The 17,838-nt window shown below is 47.8% G+C and carries 16 protein-coding genes; 11 read left to right on the plus strand and 5 right to left on the minus strand.

Translation table 11 applies throughout. From position 1 onward, the window contains the following. Positions 1 to 741, minus strand: a complete 741-nt coding sequence (gene kdsB / locus PHG53_01630) for a 3-deoxy-manno-octulosonate cytidylyltransferase (protein MDD5380327.1) — start codon at positions 739 to 741, stop codon at positions 1 to 3. Positions 742 to 936: 195 nt separating this feature from the next. On the opposite strand from kdsB, the gene PHG53_01635 reads away from it, so the two are divergent. The 8 genes from PHG53_01635 to trpA all read left to right on the plus strand — a co-directional run bounded on the left by PHG53_01635 (position 937) and on the right by trpA (position 10,731). Beyond that, positions 937 to 3,411: a carboxypeptidase regulatory-like domain-containing protein gene (locus tag PHG53_01635; GenBank protein ID MDD5380328.1), complete on the plus strand. Its 2,475-nt coding sequence runs from the start codon at positions 937 to 939 to the stop codon at positions 3,409 to 3,411. Positions 3,412 to 3,722: 311 nt separating this feature from the next. Next, positions 3,723 to 5,318, plus strand: coding sequence for an anthranilate synthase component 1 (locus PHG53_01640; protein MDD5380329.1), 1,596 nt, complete (start codon positions 3,723 to 3,725; stop codon positions 5,316 to 5,318). Positions 5,319 to 5,325: 7 nt separating this feature from the next. Next, complete coding sequence (locus PHG53_01645) at positions 5,326 to 5,934, plus strand: aminodeoxychorismate/anthranilate synthase component II (GenBank protein ID MDD5380330.1); 609 nt, start codon at positions 5,326 to 5,328, stop codon at positions 5,932 to 5,934. Beyond that, entirely contained in the window at positions 5,915 to 6,964 is a 1,050-nt protein-coding gene (gene trpD, locus PHG53_01650; GenBank protein ID MDD5380331.1) for an anthranilate phosphoribosyltransferase, read from the plus strand. Before PHG53_01645 ends, trpD begins: the two co-directional genes overlap by 20 nt. A gap of 12 nt (positions 6,965 to 6,976) precedes the next feature. Then, the gene (locus PHG53_01655) at positions 6,977 to 7,600 is read left to right on the plus strand and encodes a phosphoribosylanthranilate isomerase (protein ID MDD5380332.1); all 624 of its coding nucleotides are present in this window, start codon (positions 6,977 to 6,979) and stop codon (positions 7,598 to 7,600) included. Between the two features lie 26 nt (positions 7,601 to 7,626). Beyond that, positions 7,627 to 8,715 (plus strand): ankyrin repeat domain-containing protein, encoded by a 1,089-nt coding sequence (locus tag PHG53_01660; GenBank protein MDD5380333.1) that lies wholly within the window; start codon positions 7,627 to 7,629, stop codon positions 8,713 to 8,715. Positions 8,716 to 8,737: 22 nt separating this feature from the next. Continuing rightward, positions 8,738 to 9,916: a tryptophan synthase subunit beta gene (gene trpB / locus PHG53_01665; protein ID MDD5380334.1), complete on the plus strand. Its 1,179-nt coding sequence runs from the start codon at positions 8,738 to 8,740 to the stop codon at positions 9,914 to 9,916. 5 nt (positions 9,917 to 9,921) lie between these two features. After that, the gene (gene trpA / locus PHG53_01670; GenBank protein MDD5380335.1) at positions 9,922 to 10,731 is read left to right on the plus strand and encodes a tryptophan synthase subunit alpha; all 810 of its coding nucleotides are present in this window, start codon (positions 9,922 to 9,924) and stop codon (positions 10,729 to 10,731) included. Between the two features lie 27 nt (positions 10,732 to 10,758). Here trpA and PHG53_01675 read toward each other — a convergent pair whose 3' ends face one another. The 4 genes from PHG53_01675 to PHG53_01690 all read right to left on the minus strand — a co-directional run bounded on the left by PHG53_01675 (position 10,759) and on the right by PHG53_01690 (position 16,167). Continuing rightward, positions 10,759 to 12,792 carry an amylo-alpha-1,6-glucosidase gene (locus PHG53_01675; GenBank protein ID MDD5380336.1) on the minus strand — a complete coding sequence of 678 codons (2,034 nt, stop codon included), beginning with the start codon at positions 12,790 to 12,792 and terminating at the stop codon, positions 10,759 to 10,761. 69 nt (positions 12,793 to 12,861) lie between these two features. Then, positions 12,862 to 14,094 (minus strand): glycoside hydrolase family 57 protein, encoded by a 1,233-nt coding sequence (locus PHG53_01680; protein MDD5380337.1) that lies wholly within the window; start codon positions 14,092 to 14,094, stop codon positions 12,862 to 12,864. A gap of 24 nt (positions 14,095 to 14,118) precedes the next feature. Beyond that, on the minus strand, positions 14,119 to 15,390 hold the full coding sequence (locus PHG53_01685) for a glycosyltransferase family 4 protein (GenBank protein MDD5380338.1): 1,272 nt from the start codon (positions 15,388 to 15,390) through the stop codon (positions 14,119 to 14,121). A 594-nt stretch (positions 15,391 to 15,984) separates the two neighbouring features. Then, the gene (locus PHG53_01690) at positions 15,985 to 16,167 is read right to left on the minus strand and encodes a hypothetical protein (GenBank protein MDD5380339.1); all 183 of its coding nucleotides are present in this window, start codon (positions 16,165 to 16,167) and stop codon (positions 15,985 to 15,987) included. A 340-nt stretch (positions 16,168 to 16,507) separates the two neighbouring features. Between PHG53_01690 and PHG53_01695 the strand changes: the two genes are divergently transcribed. The 3 genes from PHG53_01695 to PHG53_01705 form a co-directional block, all read left to right on the plus strand. Next, positions 16,508 to 16,924, plus strand: a complete 417-nt coding sequence (locus PHG53_01695; GenBank protein MDD5380340.1) for a DUF2007 domain-containing protein — start codon at positions 16,508 to 16,510, stop codon at positions 16,922 to 16,924. Positions 16,925 to 16,999: 75 nt separating this feature from the next. Then, positions 17,000 to 17,326, plus strand: coding sequence for a hypothetical protein (locus tag PHG53_01700; GenBank protein MDD5380341.1), 327 nt, complete (start codon positions 17,000 to 17,002; stop codon positions 17,324 to 17,326). A gap of 318 nt (positions 17,327 to 17,644) precedes the next feature. Next, positions 17,645 to 17,838, plus strand: a 194-nt coding sequence (locus tag PHG53_01705; GenBank protein ID MDD5380342.1) for a hypothetical protein, incomplete at its 3' end; no start/stop codon positions are given.

Consider the following 17,838-nt stretch of genomic DNA (forward strand, 5'->3'; position numbering starts at 1 on the left):
CTAAATTTTTCTTTTGTAACGTTTAACAAATTCTGCGTATTGTTCCGGGGTGTCGATGCCGTCGCAAGTGTGTTTGACTTTGGCGACTAATATACTAAAGCCATTTTCGAGTGCACGCAATTGCTCGAGTTTTTCGATTTTTTCTAGGAGGGTCTGCGGCAGCTTAGTAATTTCCAGCAGAAAATCTTTTCGATAAGCGTAAATGCCGAGATGACGCAGATAGTTTTTAAGTTTGCCTACGCCGGATTTGTTTCTGTCATAAGGGATTACCGAGCGGGAAAAATAAATCGCCTGGTTATTTTTACCTATTATGACTTTGACGATGTTAGGGTCGTAGATTTGGGCGGCGTTTTGGAAGTCGGCGGCGAGGGTAGCCATCGGACAATCGGGATTGTCGATTAAAAGCTGAGCGACCTTGTCGATATTGGCAGGGTCGATTTCAGGCTCATCGGCCTGTAAATTTACTATGATGTCGACATCGATATCAGCAACAGCCTCAGCGATGCGGTCGGTGCCGCTGGGGCAATCGGGGCTGGTCAGGATACACTCGGCACCGAAGGATTCTGTGGCGGCGACAATTCGCTCATCGTCGGCGGCGATAATTACCTTTTCGGGCAGTTTGGCTTCGCAGGCGCGGTCGTAAGCGTGCTGGATGAGGAATTTGCCTGTATCTTTGGCGAGAACTTTAGCGGGGAATCTGGTAGAACCGTAACGAGCAGGTATACAGGCTAAAACTTTCACAAATAACCTTCCCGGCAGCAGTATTTATAAAAAACCACTGCCAAAGTATAATAAACCAAAAGAACTTCTTTGTCAACAGGCTAAAATATTTTGTTTGCGATTTTGCTTGACAGAAGCGGCTGAATTTGATTCAATCACAGTCCTTTCAGGGAGTCGGTTCAAAACTTTTATCGTTATAAGCGAGGAGGTTGGGCGATGAAAAAGGTCATCATTATTATAGCTTTGGCAGCGATAGCGGCTGAGGCTGCAATCGCGGGAACAATTGTGGGGGTTGTAACAAACGATTCGAACGGTCTGCCGATACAAGGTCTGTGGGTTTATGCTCTGAAATATGACACGGGCGAATACTGCGACGGCGGCAGTACCAGTCCCGATGGTCTTTATTTTATAAGCGGTCTTGCAGCGGGGGCTTACCGGGTTAGTATTTCAACGGAAGGCACGGGGTTTGTACGGGAATACTATGATAATGAGGTTGACTACTGGTCTGCCACAGCGGTGAATGTTCCGGCCAGCGGAGTGGTGGATGATATAGATTTTAGTCTGACGGTCGGGGGCAGTGTTACCGGCATAGTGAGAGATTCAGGCGGCCAGCCGATTGCGAACATACAGGTTTCCGCCAATAGATATGACGATGATTATGGTTTTGGCGACCGAACGGGCGCCGACGGCATATATGAAATAGAAGGGGTGATGCCCGGGCTATATAGAGTGATGGTTTGGGCGGATGAGACGATTTACGCATCGGAGTATTATAACGATGAAATCCGTTGGGAAAATGCTACGCCGGTAAGCGTTTCGGCGGGACAGCAGACAACGGGGATTGATTTTTCAATCGATTTAGGGGCGTCGATATCAGGAGTGGTGAAAAATTCCGGCGGAGTTGGACAAGCTAACTTACAGGTGAACTGCTGGGCTGACGACGGGTACGGGACCGGCACGCGGAGCGAGGCAAACGGTTTTTACAGGTGCGGAGGACTGCCGGTCGGCTACAATTATAATGTCATTGCATATCCGCTGGCCGAGAGCAGCTATATGATTACGAGGATTACCGTATATGCCGACCAGCCGGTTGAATACGCAAATCAAGATATCATACTTGGTAATGGAGGGTTGAAAATATCGGGCAAGGTTACGGACAAGGCAACAACGCTGCCGCTGGCTGATGTCAGGGTTGGTCTATGGAACGATGATGTCGAGATATGGACTGAGACAGATACAAACGCAAACGGAATGTATTTGCTGACCAATCTACCGCCCGGCGAGGAGGTCGGTGTAAGTATTGAGCCTGAATCTTATTATGCCTATATGGGGACTGGTGATTTCGAACTGGAGGGAGATATTAATAATCTCGATTTTGCGCTTCCGGAGGGAGCGATACTTTGCGGGAAGGTGCTGGATGCAAATACCGCTGAGCCACTGGCGGGTGTTGAGGTAGAGTATGACAGCGAAAGGTATAATGTCGAACGAAGCACCTTTACCGATGCTGACGGGGTTTTCTGCCTGACGCAACTGCCGCCGGGAGCAGCAGAGATGAAAGCGATGCCGGACGTTGACAGCGGTTATGCGTGGAACCTGCCATGGGGAAGCGACTATGTGTGTCTGAGCGAGGCAGAAGACCGGTCCGGGCGGATTATTGCATTAGAAAAAGGCGCACTGGTCAGAGGATATATAAAAGATGCTGGCGGCAATGCGGCTGGCATAGACTACTATTACAGCGGCAGGGATTGTGACGGGTGGGACGATGCGGACGATATCAACGGGGATTATCAGATACGGCTTCCTGTTGGGACTTATGGCATTGCGGCGGATGACGAGGAGCTCGGGGCACTGCCTAAAATAGTTACGATAACCAATATAAACGAGGTTGTAGATGTCCCTGATATGATAGTTTATACTGAAGAAAACGGCGGGCAAATTTCGGGCGAGGTCAGTAATCTGGGCGGATATGCAAAGACAGGCTATTTTCTGATTATAGCCTTTAAGGCAGGGACTGCGCTTAGTGACCCCAATATGTGGTATACGGTTCAGCCGGTAACTGAAACCGGAATGGAGGATGCCGGAGCATTTTCCCTGACCAAACTGCCGCCGGACGTTAATTACGATATTTATCTTTGCGTAGAGGGCGAAACGCCAGATGATTTTGGGTCGATTGCAGTGCGTGACTTAGCGTTAAATATCGCTGTTGGGACAACCGGTATCACGCTGGAATACAGCTCGCAAGGGAGTACGGTGAGAGGCAGTGTAAAGAATACCGACGATGAGCCTGTTTTAGGCGCAACCGTATTACTTTCGGATTCATCGAGCAGCTTTGGAGGTATAGGGGATGCCGACTGTAACGGAGAATACGTTATCTATAACGTGCCGGCGGGGACATATACCGCAACCGCCGTACACAGTAAATATCGTAATACATCAACAACAGTGAACGTTGTCGATGAGACAGCCGCTGATGTGAATACTATCGTTATGCCGTTTGCCGGGGGAAAAGAAGGGCCGAATCTGAACGGCGACGGCAGTATAGATATGTTCGACTTTGCCGAGCTTGCCAACCAATGGCTGCGGTCCGGTTCGTTAGAGGCCGACTTCACTGAAGATAGTATTGTGGATTTTGCTGACCTATCCCGTATAGCCGAAAACTGGCTGAGCAAAGCGATTTGGTATCAGGAATAAACCGGCAACGGGACCGATAAAAACTACTGCCGAAGTGTATTAGGTAAAACGAAAGGGGGAGAGGATATTTTCTTTGCGGTTTGGTATTGACAGAAACGGCAAGATGTGGTAGAATAGTATAATGCAAATTAACCGAGAGAATTTGTTTGGTTGGTGGCGTCCTGCGGAATAAATCCGACAGGCGGCGGTAATTTGCTGTAAAAATATATTAAGATACATTTGAGAAAGCGGCCTGTTGGAAAAACAGGCCGCTTTTTTTGTTTGTATTTATAAGGGTTTGCGGATAAAAATTGCGATAAGAGGTAGAAAATATGGATGATTACAGGGAAATAATAACGAGCGCCAAAGCAGGGCAAATCGTGCCGATAGTCAGGGAGATAGATATTGACGAGCCGGTGGATTTCTTTGCCAAGATGAGCGACTACGGTCGGAGCAAGAATTGCGCCCTGCTGGAGGCGAGCGATTATTCAGCGGAAAATGCGATGAGCTTCGGGACGGCAAAGCCTGCGCTTTATATTACCGGGACCGGAGCCGATTTTACAATTAAAGCATTGAGCAATACCGGCAGGCGGATGTTGGGGTACTTGGCCGGCAAGAGGAAGAAAATCTTCGGTTTTTGCGAATCGGCGGAGTTCGGGGCTGATGCGATTACCGGCCGAATCAAACAGAGCGAAAAGACGGTAGACGAGCAATCGCGGCTGCAAAGCACGAACCAGATGGATGTGCTGCGGGCGGTCGCGTTCAGTTTCAGCCTGGCGAGCAAGCCGTTCCGCGTAACGTGCGGATTGCTGGGGGCGATAAGCTACGATTTTATAGACCAGTTCGAGAAACTGCCCTCCAGCGGGGAGGATTTGCTCGGTAATCCTGATTATGAATTTTATTTTGCCGACAATATCTTTTTGTGCGACCACAAACAAAATAAATGTTACGTGATTGTCAACTGCGTGATAACCAACGGCGACCGTGAGGCGGTGATATCCGAGGCGAAGGAGCGATTCGAATACTATTTCAATATGGCGAGGGCGAATGCTCCGAAAGGACAAAAATATAAGGGAACATTGCCATCTGCCTCAACTGATGCGAACCAGGAAGCGTACGAGAAAATGGTCCGCGATGCAAAGCAGCATATTATCGACGGCGATATTTTCCAGGTGTTGTTAAGCAGGACGAAGATAGAGCCATGTCCTGATGAGCCGCTGGATGTTTACAAGCGTTTGAGGAAGCTGAATCCGTCACCGTATATGTTTTATCTGAATACGCCGAGCACGATATTGATGGGGTCAAGCCCGGAACTTAACCTGCGGGTGAGCGGGGGCAAGGAGCGCAATGTGGAGATTCGGCCTATAGCGGGCACAAAGCCGCGAGGACGGGTCGGGGACAAAATCGATGCAGATACCGATTTCAGATACGAGGCGGAGCTGAAGCTCGACCATAAAGAGCTGGCAGAGCATATAATGCTGGTTGATTTGGCGAGGAACGATATTGCGAGGGTGGCAGAGCCGGGCAGCAGGATTGTTACGGAACTTTTGACGGCCGAGAAATACTCTGCGGTGCAGCACTTAGTAAGCAACGTTAAGGGGACACTGGCTAAGGGACTCGATGCGCTAAGCGCGTATCTTGCGACGATGAATATGGGGACGCTGACAGGCGCTCCGAAGATTGAGGCGATGAAAATAATCCGGCAACTGGAAAGAACCAAACGCGGATACTACGGCGGGGCCGTCGGGTATCTGACGGTGGACGGCCAATTCGACAGCTGTATTACCATAAGGAGTTTACAGGTAAAGGACCATACGGCTTATATCCGGGCGGGCGCCGGCATAGTATATGACAGTGTTCCGAAAACCGAATTCGAGGAAACCGAGCACAAGGCAAACTCCTGCATGCGTGCTATTTACGGGAAGTAAAAAATTTATGGCAGAAAAAAAGAGAAAAGTTTTGTTTGTCGATAACTTCGATTCGTTCACATATAACCTAGTGGATGATTTCTGCAAGCGTAACTGTGATTCGAAGGTTTATCGAGCGGATACCGATATCAAAGAACTCAAGCGTGTTGTTGATGAATTCAATCCCGACCTTCTTGTGATATCGCCAGGGCCGGGGACGCCTGATACGGCGGGCGTTTCGCTATCGGCGATAGATTATTTTAAAGACAAGCTGCCGATATTCGGGGTGTGCTTAGGTCATCAGGTGATTGCGCAATATTTCGGCGGGAAAATCGGTCATGCGCCAGTGCCGATGCACGGCAAGCCATCACGAATAACACATAATGGGAAAGGGATATTCGCCGGGGTGGAAAATCCGCTGCAGGCTGGACGCTATCATAGTCTCTGCTGCTATAACCAGGAACTTCCGGAGTATTTAGAGCGGACGGCGGAATTCGAGGGGGTTGTTATGGGAATCGAGCATAAGAAGCTGCCGATATTCGGCGTGCAGTTTCATCCGGAGAGTATTTTGACGCCAGCGGGCGGGAAAATAATTGAAAACGTATTGGCTATCGCAGTTGAAAGAAAGAAAAAGTAAGGCGCTGAGGATGGCAGGGATAACTGAATATATCGAGATATTACTGAAAGGTGAAAACCTGAGCATCGAGCAGGCAGGGGGTTTGCTGGATGTTATTTTTGAGGGCGGGGTCAGCGAGGCGCAGATTGCGGCGTTTCTTACGGCGATGCGGATAAAGGGCGCAACGGCGGCGGAACTTGCGGGACTTGCAAAGTCGCTGCGAAACCACGCAGTTAAAGTAGAAGTCGATATCGATAATTTAGTTGATACCTGCGGCACGGGCGGCGGTGTCGTTAAAACCTGCAACATTTCAACGGCATCGGCTATAACTGCAGCAGGGGCAGGGGTTTATGTGGCCAAGCACGGCAATCGCGGGATAACCAGCAAGTGCGGGTCGGCAGATGTGCTCGAAGAATTGGGCGTGAAAATAGACGCGGGGGCCGAGGTTGTTGCGGAATGTATAAAACAAGCACATATTGGTTTTATGTTCGCACCGGCGTTCCATCCGGCGATGAAATATGTTCAGCCAATCCGCAAGGGTCTTGGTTTTAGAACGGTATTCAATATCCTTGGGCCTTTGGCCAATCCAGCGGGCGTGCAGAGACAGGTGCTGGGGGTGGCGGATGAAGGTCTGATGGAAACGATAGCTGAAGCGTTGAAGCTGCTGGGGACAAAGGTCGCAATGGTTGTTCATAGTAACGGGATGGATGAAATAAGCACGGCGGGAATTACCAAAATAATAAAATTGAAAGAAGGCAAAGTCGAAAGTGATGAACTAAGCGCAGAAGATTTGGGAATACAACCAGCCGATATAAACGATTTGAAGGTAACCGATGCGAAGACAAGCGCCGAGGTTTTGAGAAAGATACTAAACGGCAAAGAGAAGGGGCCTCGCAAAGACATCGTCATCCTTAATGCCGCCGCCGCGGTAATAGTCGCGGGGTTTGCGGATGATTTCGAATCGGCAATCAAAATGGCGGAGGCATCGGTCAATGACGGCAGGGCGTTAGCCTGTCTGGAAAAGTTAATTGAGGTTTCTAATAGTAGATGAGCGGATGAGTAAATGCTTATAGTGAAAGTTAAAATTTGCGGTATTACCAATTACGAAGACGCAGCGGCGGCAATAGATATGGGGGCGGACATGCTGGGTTTTAATTTTTACCCGAAAAGTCCGCGGTATATAGAGCCGGCAAAAGCGGCGAAGGTAATAAACAAGCTGTCGGCTTTTACGGATATGGTCGGCGTTTTTGTGAACGAATCGGCGGAGAAAATCCGCGAAACGAGAGGACAGTGCCATTTAGACTGGATACAACTACACGGAGACGAGTCACCGGAATTCTGCAAGGAATTTCTTTCGCATAACGTAAAGGTAATGAAGGCGATACGCGTAAAAGACCAGAAAGACGTCGAGAGCGCGGAAAACTTTTTCACGGATGCGATTTTGCTGGATGCCTTTAATCCCAAGAAGTACGGCGGGACGGGAGTGAGCTTCGACTGGAACATCATAGGTCATATTGGGAAGCGTATTTTTCTGGCCGGCGGAATAAATCCCGATAACGCAGCCAGGGCAGTCGAGCTGGGAGTGTATGGAATCGATGTTTGCAGCGGTATTGAAATCAGGCCGGGCAAAAAAGACAAAAGATTAATGAAGAAATTATTCAAAAGTATACATCATTTGAGAGGTTAAGAGCCACAGAGGTAAAGTAAAATCCAATGAAACTAATTGTGTTTTTTATAGTGTGTATTTCTCTGATACCTGCGGCTTTTGCTGACGTGAACGTGCCGGATGGGAATACTCAATTAACTCAAGCTGCGAAAGACAGCAACCTCCCCGCTGGGCAAACCGAACATAAAGAAGATAAATTTCCGCTTCACATGGCAGCTTCGGATGGTGATATAGAAAAAGTCAAAAAACTTATCGCAGAAGGATATAACGTTAACATTCAGGATGATGCTAACTGGACGCCTCTTCACCGAGCTGCTTACTTCGGCCACAAGGAAACAGCAAAGTTTCTTATAGATAAGGGCGCAGATGTCAATGTAAGAACTAATATCGGCGTGCTTCCCATTATGATGGCTATAATGCACAATCATAACGATACAGCCGAGATGCTTATAGCCAATGGGGTCGAGAAAACCATCTATGTTGCGGCTGCTCAAGGAGACGTTGAGGGTGTTAAGGTATTGCTTAAGAAAGACACAAACCTGGTTAACGCCACGGCATCGAATGACGGTTGGAGTGCGATGCACTGGGCGGCATATATGGACCATCCGGATGTCATCAAGGTTCTTATCGAAAACGGCGCCAATGTAAATATCCGTGAAAAAAAACTTAACGAGGCTACTCCTTTATTCTGGGCGGTGCGCAAAGGCAGTTTAGACGCTGCAAAACTTCTCATTGAAGATGGCGCAGATGTTAAATTTAAGATGAAAAATGGTGGAAGTTTACTGCATAACTCAAGAACTTTCGAAGCAGCCCAGTTGCTTGTTGACAACGGGGTTGACGTCAATGCAAAAGACGAGAATGGAATGACCCCTTTACATTACATCGTCGATCCAATTGGAATACAAGGGATGCTTTTCCATAAAAACGGCGTAACCGCCAGAACTTTGAAGGCAGATTTTGAAAAACATCGCGGTGCTGCGGAGAAAATTACTGTTGAAATAGCGGAGTTGCTGATAACAAAAGGCGCTGATATAAACGCAAAAGATGAAAAAGGCAATACGCCGCTTTCTATTGCCAAAATGGCGAAGAATAAAGCATTGATTAAGTTGCTCGAAAAAGCCGGTGCGAAGGAATAATTAAAGTAAAAACGAGGAAAATATGAAATACAAAGGCAGGTTCGGAGATTACGGCGGCTTCTATGTTCCGGAGGTTTTGATACCGGTACTTGAAGAATTAGAGGGGGCGTTTTACTGCTTTTATCAAGATAAGCGATTTGCGGCGGAACTGGCGCAGCTTTTGGGGGATTACGCCGGCCGGCCGACGCCGCTATACTTCGCCAAGAGGTTCAGCGATTACGTCGGCTTTAAGGTTTATCTGAAACGCGAGGACCTTCTGCACGGCGGGGCGCACAAGGTCAACAATACGCTTGGCCAGGGGCTTTTAGCGAAGTATATGGGCAAAACCAAACTTATAGCCGAGACCGGCGCCGGCCAGCACGGTTTGGCGACGGCGATGATTGGCGCTTTGTTCGGGATGGAGACGAAGATTTTTATGGGCGTAACCGACGTCGAGCGGCAAAGCGTAAACGTTCATAAGATGAGATTGTGCGGCGCGGAAGTTGTACCCATCGAAGGCGGGACGGGGACATTGAAAGACGCCATCAACGACGCCCTTCGCTACTGGACAGCCCACGTTAAAGACACGTTTTACCTTTTTGGTTCGGCTGCGGGGCCGCATCCGTATCCTACGATAGTCAGACACTTCCAAACCTGCATCGGCAAAGAGGCGAGGCAGCAGTGCATTGATAAATTAGGCAGACTGCCGGATATGGTTGTTGCCTGTGTTGGCGGCGGCAGCAATGCGATAGGTATCTTTTCAGGATTTATAGAAGATAAAGATGTGAAGCTAATCGGTGTTGAAGCCGGCGGCAGGAGTGTAGCCGAGGGCAAACATGCTGCGACACTGGTAGCGGGGCGAGTGGGTATCCTGCACGGGGCGAAATCATATCTGCTGCAGGACGCGGAAGGTCAGGTTTACGAAACGGAGTCGGTAAGCGCCGGATTGGATTACCCGGCTGTCGGGCCGGAGCATTGTTTGTTGAAGGATACCGGCAGGGCCAAATATGTCGCGGCGGAAGATGATAAAGTGCTCGATGCATTTGAGCTATTAAGCAAAACAGAAGGAATACTTCCTGCGCTGGAAAGCTCGCACGCATTGGCGTATCTTATGAGCCAAAAGGGAAAGTTGAAACCGGAACAAATAGCGGTAGTAAATCTTTCAGGCAGGGGTGATAAGGACGTCTCGATTGTCGAGCGATGCAGAGGCAAAAAGGAATAAGCTTTATGAAAACATATAAACAGGTTTTTTCGGAACTGGCAAAAGCAAAAAGAGCGGCGTTGATACCGTTTTTTGTAATCGGCGACCCTGATTTCGATACGAGTCTTGCAATTGTGAAGACAGCTATTGATGCAGGGGCGGATATTTTAGAGCTTGGGATACCGTTTTCCGACCCGATAGCGGACGGGCCGACGATTCAGAAGGCCGATATCCGGGCAAGGAACAGCGGGATGAGTGTTACAAAGGCGAGGGAGTTTGTCCGAAAGGTGAAGGATTATAAGGACATCCCAATAGGATTACTGATGTATTACAACCTGATTTACCAGTACGGGACGAAAAAGTTTTTCAGCGATTTTCACAAAGCAGGCGTTAACAGCGTGCTGGTCGCTGATTTGAGCGTTGACGATGCAGATGAAATTATGTCGCCTGCAACCGAAGCGGGACTCGATACCGTTTTTATGGTTACTCCCAATACCGACGCAGAGAGAATGAAGCTAATCGCCTCCAAGACGACGGGGTTTATTTATACGGTGTCACTGCTCGGCGTAACGGGCAGCAGGGACAAGGTCTCCGGAGATGTTCGCGGACTGGTTGAAAGGCTGAAAGAAGTAACAGATGTACCGATTTGTGTAGGATTTGGAATCAGCAAGCCCGAACACGCAGTCGAAGTCGCCAAGGCCGGCGCGGACGGTGTAATAATAGGCTCAAAGATAGTGCAGTTAATCGAAGAGAATTTGGGCAAGAAGGAAAAGTGCCTGGCTGAAATTTCAACATTTGTAAGCGAAGTCAGGAAAGCGATTGAGAGACAAGGGTAAACTTGCTTCGTCCCGCTTTCATCTGGACTACGGACGGACAAGCTGATATGCCCTTATGAGTTCTGCTATACTCCAGGCCTGGGCCATGCAGCCCTTAGGTTTGTGAGGAGGGTCGCCGTCGAATATCTCGCAGATTTGTCCGAGACAACCATCTTTTGTCATATACTGTAACAGAGGTTTGATAAATTCGGACGCCTCTTTTTTGCTTTTTCGGCTGTGACCATAGACCTTCAGGTAACTTTCCACGAATGGTCCGAGCAGATACGGCCAAACAGTTCCCTGGTGATAGGCCTGGTCACGTTCTTTCTGGGAGCCTGTATATGTACCTTTATAGCGATTGTCTTGGACATTTAATGTTCTCAGGCCGAAAGGCGTGAGGAGATTTTTTTGAACCGCGTCCACGACGGCCTTTTGCTGTTGAGGTGACAGGGGTGAAAATGGAAGCGAAACGGCGAATATCTGGTTTGGCCGTAAGCTCGCATCAGCGGAACCATCGGGCAAAATGCAGTCATGGAGACAACCGGCTTGTTCATTCCAGAATGACCTGCAGAAACTATTTTTGACTTTATCAGCCAAATCGCGGTAATGTTTTGCGTTATCCATATCATCACGGCTGTCATAAAACTGAACAAGCCAGCAAAGTGCGTTGTACCAGAGAGCATTAACCTCAACAGCTTTTCCGTATCTGGCGGTGAAAGCCACTCCGTCGTATTTAGCATCCATCCAGGTCAGCTGCGTTTGCTCATTACCCGCGGTTATAAGCCCGTCAGCATCAGCGCAAATACCAAACGGATTGCCTTGATGGTAAGAATCTATAATGCGGCGGATTACCGGCAGAAGCTGCATGGTAAAGGTTTCTGAATCGCCGGCGGCGTTTAAGTATTGAAAAGCCGCGTTGATGAACCAGAGGGAAGCGTCCACACTATTAAAGTAGGCGGTGTCGCTGCGGTCATCGAACCGATTCGGAATTACACCCTCGTCAGCAGCTGCGGCGAAGGTTGCCAAAACGGACTTTGCCTCTTCGAATCTTCCGGTGGCGAGCAGCAGTCCCGGCAAAGATATAAAAGCATCTCTGCCCCAGTCGGCAAACCATGGGAAGCCGGCTAAAATAGTAGTTCTTTGTTCGTCCCTGCCGGGGGCAGCAGTGGAACGCTTTGCGATAAACTGGTCAGCAGCCAAACAGAGTTTTCGCAAATCTTTGGTTTTTGCGGCCGCGGTTATCCTGCTTTGATGCCTGCATAAATCTTCACGGACGGCTTCGATATCCAGCTTAAGCTCTTCGGCGTCGGACGCCGCCTTTCCGCTGCTGCCGAAATTCGCCCAGAGAACAATTCTGGCGGGCGAGTCTATCGAGCCTTTAAAGAAGCCCGGCGTCCATAAATCCTCGGTGAAATCCTGGCCTCTTTGTTCATCGATGCGATATGTGAAGTTAAACCACCATTGGTGGTCCTTTTCGAATTTCATAGAAGGGCAGCTCAAAAACAATTCGCAACTGCCCGGTATATCGTGGCGAATCAGCAAGCCGTCGCCGAGCCATGCAGAATAGAGGTGAGCGTAGGATTTTTGCAGTGTGTGGAAATCCCTCAATCCTATAAACGGCCGCAAGACGAGCTCAAGCGGTTTCTTCACGGCAGTAAAATCATATACGAGGGCAATCATATCCGCATCGCGAAGGAGATATACAGATTTAGTCAACTTGAACTGCGGCAGCTGGTAATCAAAATGGACGGCAGTATCTCGACGGAACCGCTTTAAGAAGTTAAACCCTACCGGCGCGAATTTTCCGCTGAATTCGAAGGTCGAAAGATTAAAGACGTTTCCATTTAATATCACCATTTCCATGCAGTTTGCCAGGGCCATTATCCTGTTGGCAGGAGGGTTAGTCGAGCCGATGAGCAAGCCGTGATACCTTCTGGTATTGCAGCCGATGATTGTTGACGATGCGTAGCTGCCGCGGTCGTTGGTTAACAGCCATTCTTTAGTCAACAAGCCCTCGACGTTTTTTTTGTCTGTTGGGATTGAGATGATTTCCTCGCTGTCGGTTTTTTGCAATGTCAGCACAATTTTACTCCCGAGAACATTATCATGGTAAAATCCAGCCCCCCGCTGCTTCAAGCAGCAAAAAACGAATTAAGACAAACAATCCGCTGTTTGCGTTTTCAAACCGGGCAGGCCATTGTTTTCCGACAGGCCGCAGGATAGTCGTTCATGAAGATTGCCCAGCACATTCATAAAGTTGATATAAGAATCGTAAGGTGAATCATAAGGGTTAAAATATTTATGCACATCACCGTCGGCGAAATATTTTGTGCACATATAGTAAAAGTGGTCCGAGGTCTGCAATTTTCGCCAGTCATTAACGATTTTTTCGTTGCCGGTTTTTTTGACGTCCTTTTCAATGCGGTACAACTCATGCAGCGCATTTGACTGCATTGCGTTTCCGAGCCAGGCGGAGAGGTCTCTTTCGATATCGGCCCAGCTTATCAGATGCGGCACATCAACCGTATCAACGGGCTGAAATGATTGAACTATCTCGCTGGGGGTTTTGAAATCGTTGTATGGATTTTTCAGAATTTCTTCCGGCAGATGCCGCATAAAGTCGAATATGCCCGTATCCTTCCACTGGTGCTCGCCGAATGTCTCGTAGTCCATAAAGAGGTTGATGACATTTCCGATATTACTGTTTACCCAGGCGGCGAACTTGTCCGCCGTTAACGGCCACTGCGACCAGCCCTTGTTGGAGAACCTGAAGGCAATATCGTCGCTGAGCGAATAATTTTTCAGCAGCAGTCTCAGCTTTTCGCATCCTTTAGGCCGGTAGAGATAATTTGGGCTTCTGTAGCCGAGAATGTGGTCTGCGCCTTCGGTTATTATTGCGTCGAAATTGCCTGTCGATTCGATTAGTGCGGCAAGGTCGTTGTTATATATCAGCTCAGTATTTCTGAAGACCTTTGGCTTTTGGCCGAACAGGCGTTCGATAGTTTCGGTGTGCTTGTTTATCTGTTCTATGAATTCGTTGCGCGAATAAAGATAGCTTAAACTATGGTAATACGTTTCAGCGAGGAACTCGACGCAGCCTGTTTCCGCCAGGGCGTCAAAAGTGCTGATGACTTCCGGCGCAAAGAGCTGGAACTGCTCCAGTAATACGCCGGTCAAGCTGTAAGCTATTTTAAATCTGCCGTTAAATCTGCGGATTACGTCCAGGAGCAATCGATTGGCCGGGAGATAACATTTATCCGCCACCTTTCTGCAAATGGCAGCGTTTTTATAATCGTCAAAATACTGGTCGTTTTTATCAAATACAGTATAGTGCCTTAATCGCAAAGGCTGATGCACCTGAAAATAGAAACATATTGAAGCCATATCTCTTATTCCGTATTACAACGACTAAGCCGTAACGAACGATTCTTCGTAAATTTTCAGACACTTCGCAGCACTATCTTTCCACCGCAGCTTTCTTGCCTCAAAATTGCCGTAATTTCGCAGCGTTATCCCTAAAGGCGGATATTTCAGCACAGCTATAATTTTGTTGGCAATCTCGTCGACATCCCAGAAGTCGACTTTCAGGGCGTGCGTTAAAACTTCCGACACGCCGCTTTGCTTGCTTATTATGACTGGGACATCGTTGTTCATCGCTTCCAGCGGTGCAATCCCAAAAGGTTCTGATACCGAAGGCATAACGTATAAATCGGCCATTTCATAAATTTTCTGGACGTCCTGTCCGCATAAAAAGCCGGTGAAGAGGATTTTTTGTCCGATGCCGAGCCCCGCCGCCATTTCGATAGCCCGATGCATTAAATCTCCGGAGCCGGCCATAACGAACCTGACGTTATCCATTACATCAAGGACCTTTTTGGCCGCTTGGAGGAAATACTCCGGGCCTTTTTGCATCGTAATTCGGCCTAAAAATAATACAATTTTCTCATCCTTGTCGTTGTCTGTTTCGACGAAAGCCCCGTTTCCATTGCGTTCGACGCCGTTATACACGACTTCCACTTTGTCGCCGCTAATGCCGTACCGGCTGATTATAATGCTGCGGGTAAAATAGCTGACGGCGATTACTTTATCCGCCCGCTCCATACCCATTCGCTCGATGTCGTAAATCATCTGGTTGACGTTCTCTCCGCTGCGGTCGAATTCTGTCGAATGAACGTGCACAACCAGCGGTTTTCCACTGCTTGCCGCTACAGCAACTCCCGCAGGATAGGTCATCCAATCGTGAGCGTGAACAACGTCGAACTGCTCGAAAGTTGCCAATTCGGAGGCAAGAGCGGCATAACGATGAACCTCATCATACATATTGCCGCTGTAGTGCATACCACTGATAGAAGCTGAAGCGGCATTGCCGCCATGTGTTTCCTGTTTTTGTTTTAGAAATTCTTCGATTCGCTGCTTGTAAATATCCGGGGTTGAATATGGCTGCAATGTTGAGGGGATTGTGCGAAATTTGACATTTTTCAACTCACTAAGCTTAAAAGAGGCAGCGGATGGCAGGGAAGTAGGTGTTAACAACTTCACGTGAGTTGTGTAAATACTCTCGACCATTTTTGGCAAACAGAAGATTACATCTACGCCGAGTTGGTCTAAGGCTTTAGTAAGTCCATAGCAAGCCGTACCAAGTCCGCCACTGATAAATGGCGGAAACTCCCAGCCTAACATAAAAACCCGCATATTATCCCTACCAAGCTAATCTGTGTAAGAGGTTATGAAACAAGAAGTTATAACCACTTTCTCCAAAATCTAATATCACAGGCGATTTGCTCTAAAGTGCCTGTAGATAGCAGAAATTCTATCGGCAGGAAATTACGCACTCTTAATTCCAAGATACTGAAAAAGCCGTGTTTTATGGTAATTTCCAACTAATAAATCGGGGTTTTTGCTGTTTTAAGTTCAACAAATTTTCTGAGAAAAGTGAATTTTGATGGTAATAGTGAGGACTTTACCGGCCGAAAGCCGACATTAGAAGCGCCAGAAACCCAATACGGCTATTTATTGTCAGGCAGTATTTATGACTGACTTCTTCTTCGCAAAGTGAGCCGAAGGACTGATAACTTAAACAGGTGATAATTGAAAGACGCAGTGACTAATACAAGCGTAAATGTTAAATTGCAAAGAAGCCGTTCCTCAGTAGAAAAAAGAGGAACGGCTTCTTTTAAAAACCGGTCTTCAAACGTAAACTCCGTCAGCAAAAGACGTTAGCGTACAGTTTGCCTGTTTCAGTTTTGCGAATTTTTTGCAAAACGCGGTGTACTACTACAGGTCCTGCGGCTTTACGGTGCTGCGACGATTGGCCTTTGTTCGTTCAATGGCCTTATCGAGCATGCAATAGACCTTATCACTGATTGCACCGAGCGCATCGGACGAGGTCATCATCTTTTTGCTTCGGACATAGGCCTTAATTTTGCTGGCCACTACTAAAGACTCTTTCTTTGCCATTTGTAAAAATCCTCCATGTCAAAAAGTTAAATTTTAATAGGCCGGTACCAAATCCTTGGTGCAGGCAACGTTACTGAGGGCTGTTATTACAGGAACCGGCAAGTATTTGCAACAAAAAAATATGCCCAAACGTTAAATTTTTGTGATTACAGGGCCGATAGCAAAAAACGCTTATGAAAAGCCGGTTGCCGGGTGATTGATAATTTTCTTTGATAGGCCTTAATTTTTTAATAACTCAGAGGTTTATTTTGACGAAGATACCTCCAATAACGGCCTTTTCACCTTTGGTGGACGCCGGAACTGACAGGAATATGAATTAGGTTTATAGCGGAGAAATAAAATGGCAAAGCGATCTCAAAGTAGTTCGACCCCTTCGACAAACTCGGGGCGGACAGGCTCACCATCACGAGCGAAGTCGAGGGAACGCCGAAAATCACCCCGCAGTTTTGGTTCGCAAAATAAAGCAGCGGCGCCGGAACTTATCGTTGTTACTTTTGCGGAGGACATGGAACAGGCCAAAGAGTACGAATCTTTGCTGTCGGCCAATGGTATCCCCGCTATGATAAAAGGACAAAGCGGAGAGTCGGCAGATACTGACGGCATAGCCGTAATGGTTCCGGAAGATTATCTCGATGAAGCACACGTAGTAATCGAATCCCAGGATGCCTATGATGATTTTTATGATTTTGCATTAGAAGACGAAGACGAAGAAGATGAAGGTGATTTCGACAGTGAGCTTTTCGAGGATGACTTTTGATTCTGTGATAACTCGCAGAGGCGGTTCGCGAACCGCCCTGCAGCCAATAAAGCAAAATATAAGGCACGGTAATAAATGGACGAACAACACTTAACAGAGCAGCAGTCCGGCGAAGAGCGCAGGAAAAATATTATTGACAGGCGTTTAGGACTGGACCGCCGGCGCGGTCCTGGCAAGCGCAGAAGCGAAGAGCGAAGAGCTGCCGAAGAAGGTCAGATGTCCGACGAACAATTTGAATTTGTTATGGCTATTGATGAGTATAAAAGAAAAAATGCAAGCCCCTTCCCAACATTGACGGAGATTCTCGAGGTGATAAAGACCTTAGGCTACCGGAAAGTAGCCGAACCGCAACCACTCGACCAGTCAAAGAAAAAAGAAAAACAAACCCAAACAGCAAGATAATTCTACCCTTAATAATTAACTCGAACCCGCCGCTTTTTTTTCGCAACTTAACAAAATCGAAAATTTTAATCACCCTGATTTGGAGAGGGCAGGGGACGGGAAAAGTAAAAAAATAAGAGCAGAAGGGTGAAAGGCGGTTTGGTTACCGGCCGATATTGAAGTTAACCGTTAGTCGTTTGCGGATAGTCAGTTAGGTCCGGTAAGGTCGGGGGTAATTTTTCGCCCGCGAGGGCCGAGGCAGGGATGCGGGGGAAAAACCTTGCTAACCGCGAGGAAATCATATATAATCAGTCGGTAACCAATTTTATTAGGAGATACATGATGAAAAGTGTAACACACTCCCGGGGGATTGTTGTTTTATCAACCATATTATTAACTGTGTTAAGTCTGGCCCAGCCGGCGTTCAGCGACGTCGGGATTCTCGGCGACTGGGTAACAGGATTAACTCACGCAAAGGAGGCGGGCAGCAACCGAGTTCTGATACTCATTGCGCAGGCAGAGTATTCATCCTC

The sequence above is a fragment of the Phycisphaerae bacterium genome, from assembly GCA_028714855.1.
In the GTDB taxonomy this organism is placed as follows: domain Bacteria; phylum Planctomycetota; class Phycisphaerae; order Sedimentisphaerales; family Anaerobacaceae; genus CAIYOL01.

What these genes read in the sequence shown, in the direction of transcription:
- PHG53_01690 (MDD5380339.1), bottom strand. Translation starts at nt 16,167, where the DNA reads ATGGCAAAGAAAGAGTCTTTAGTAGTGGCCAGCAAAATTAAGGCCTAT.
- PHG53_01655 (MDD5380332.1), top strand. Translation starts at nt 6,977, where the DNA reads ATGCTTATAGTGAAAGTTAAAATTTGCGGTATTACCAATTACGAAGAC.
- trpA (MDD5380335.1), top strand. Translation starts at nt 9,922, where the DNA reads ATGAAAACATATAAACAGGTTTTTTCGGAACTGGCAAAAGCAAAAAGA.
- trpB (MDD5380334.1), top strand. Translation starts at nt 8,738, where the DNA reads ATGAAATACAAAGGCAGGTTCGGAGATTACGGCGGCTTCTATGTTCCG.
- PHG53_01635 (MDD5380328.1), top strand. Translation starts at nt 937, where the DNA reads ATGAAAAAGGTCATCATTATTATAGCTTTGGCAGCGATAGCGGCTGAG.
- PHG53_01645 (MDD5380330.1), top strand. Translation starts at nt 5,326, where the DNA reads ATGGCAGAAAAAAAGAGAAAAGTTTTGTTTGTCGATAACTTCGATTCG.
- PHG53_01700 (MDD5380341.1), top strand. Translation starts at nt 17,000, where the DNA reads ATGGACGAACAACACTTAACAGAGCAGCAGTCCGGCGAAGAGCGCAGG.
- PHG53_01660 (MDD5380333.1), top strand. Translation starts at nt 7,627, where the DNA reads ATGAAACTAATTGTGTTTTTTATAGTGTGTATTTCTCTGATACCTGCG.
- PHG53_01685 (MDD5380338.1), bottom strand. Translation starts at nt 15,390, where the DNA reads ATGTTAGGCTGGGAGTTTCCGCCATTTATCAGTGGCGGACTTGGTACG.
- PHG53_01695 (MDD5380340.1), top strand. Translation starts at nt 16,508, where the DNA reads ATGGCAAAGCGATCTCAAAGTAGTTCGACCCCTTCGACAAACTCGGGG.
- PHG53_01680 (MDD5380337.1), bottom strand. Translation starts at nt 14,094, where the DNA reads ATGGCTTCAATATGTTTCTATTTTCAGGTGCATCAGCCTTTGCGATTA.
- PHG53_01640 (MDD5380329.1), top strand. Translation starts at nt 3,723, where the DNA reads ATGGATGATTACAGGGAAATAATAACGAGCGCCAAAGCAGGGCAAATC.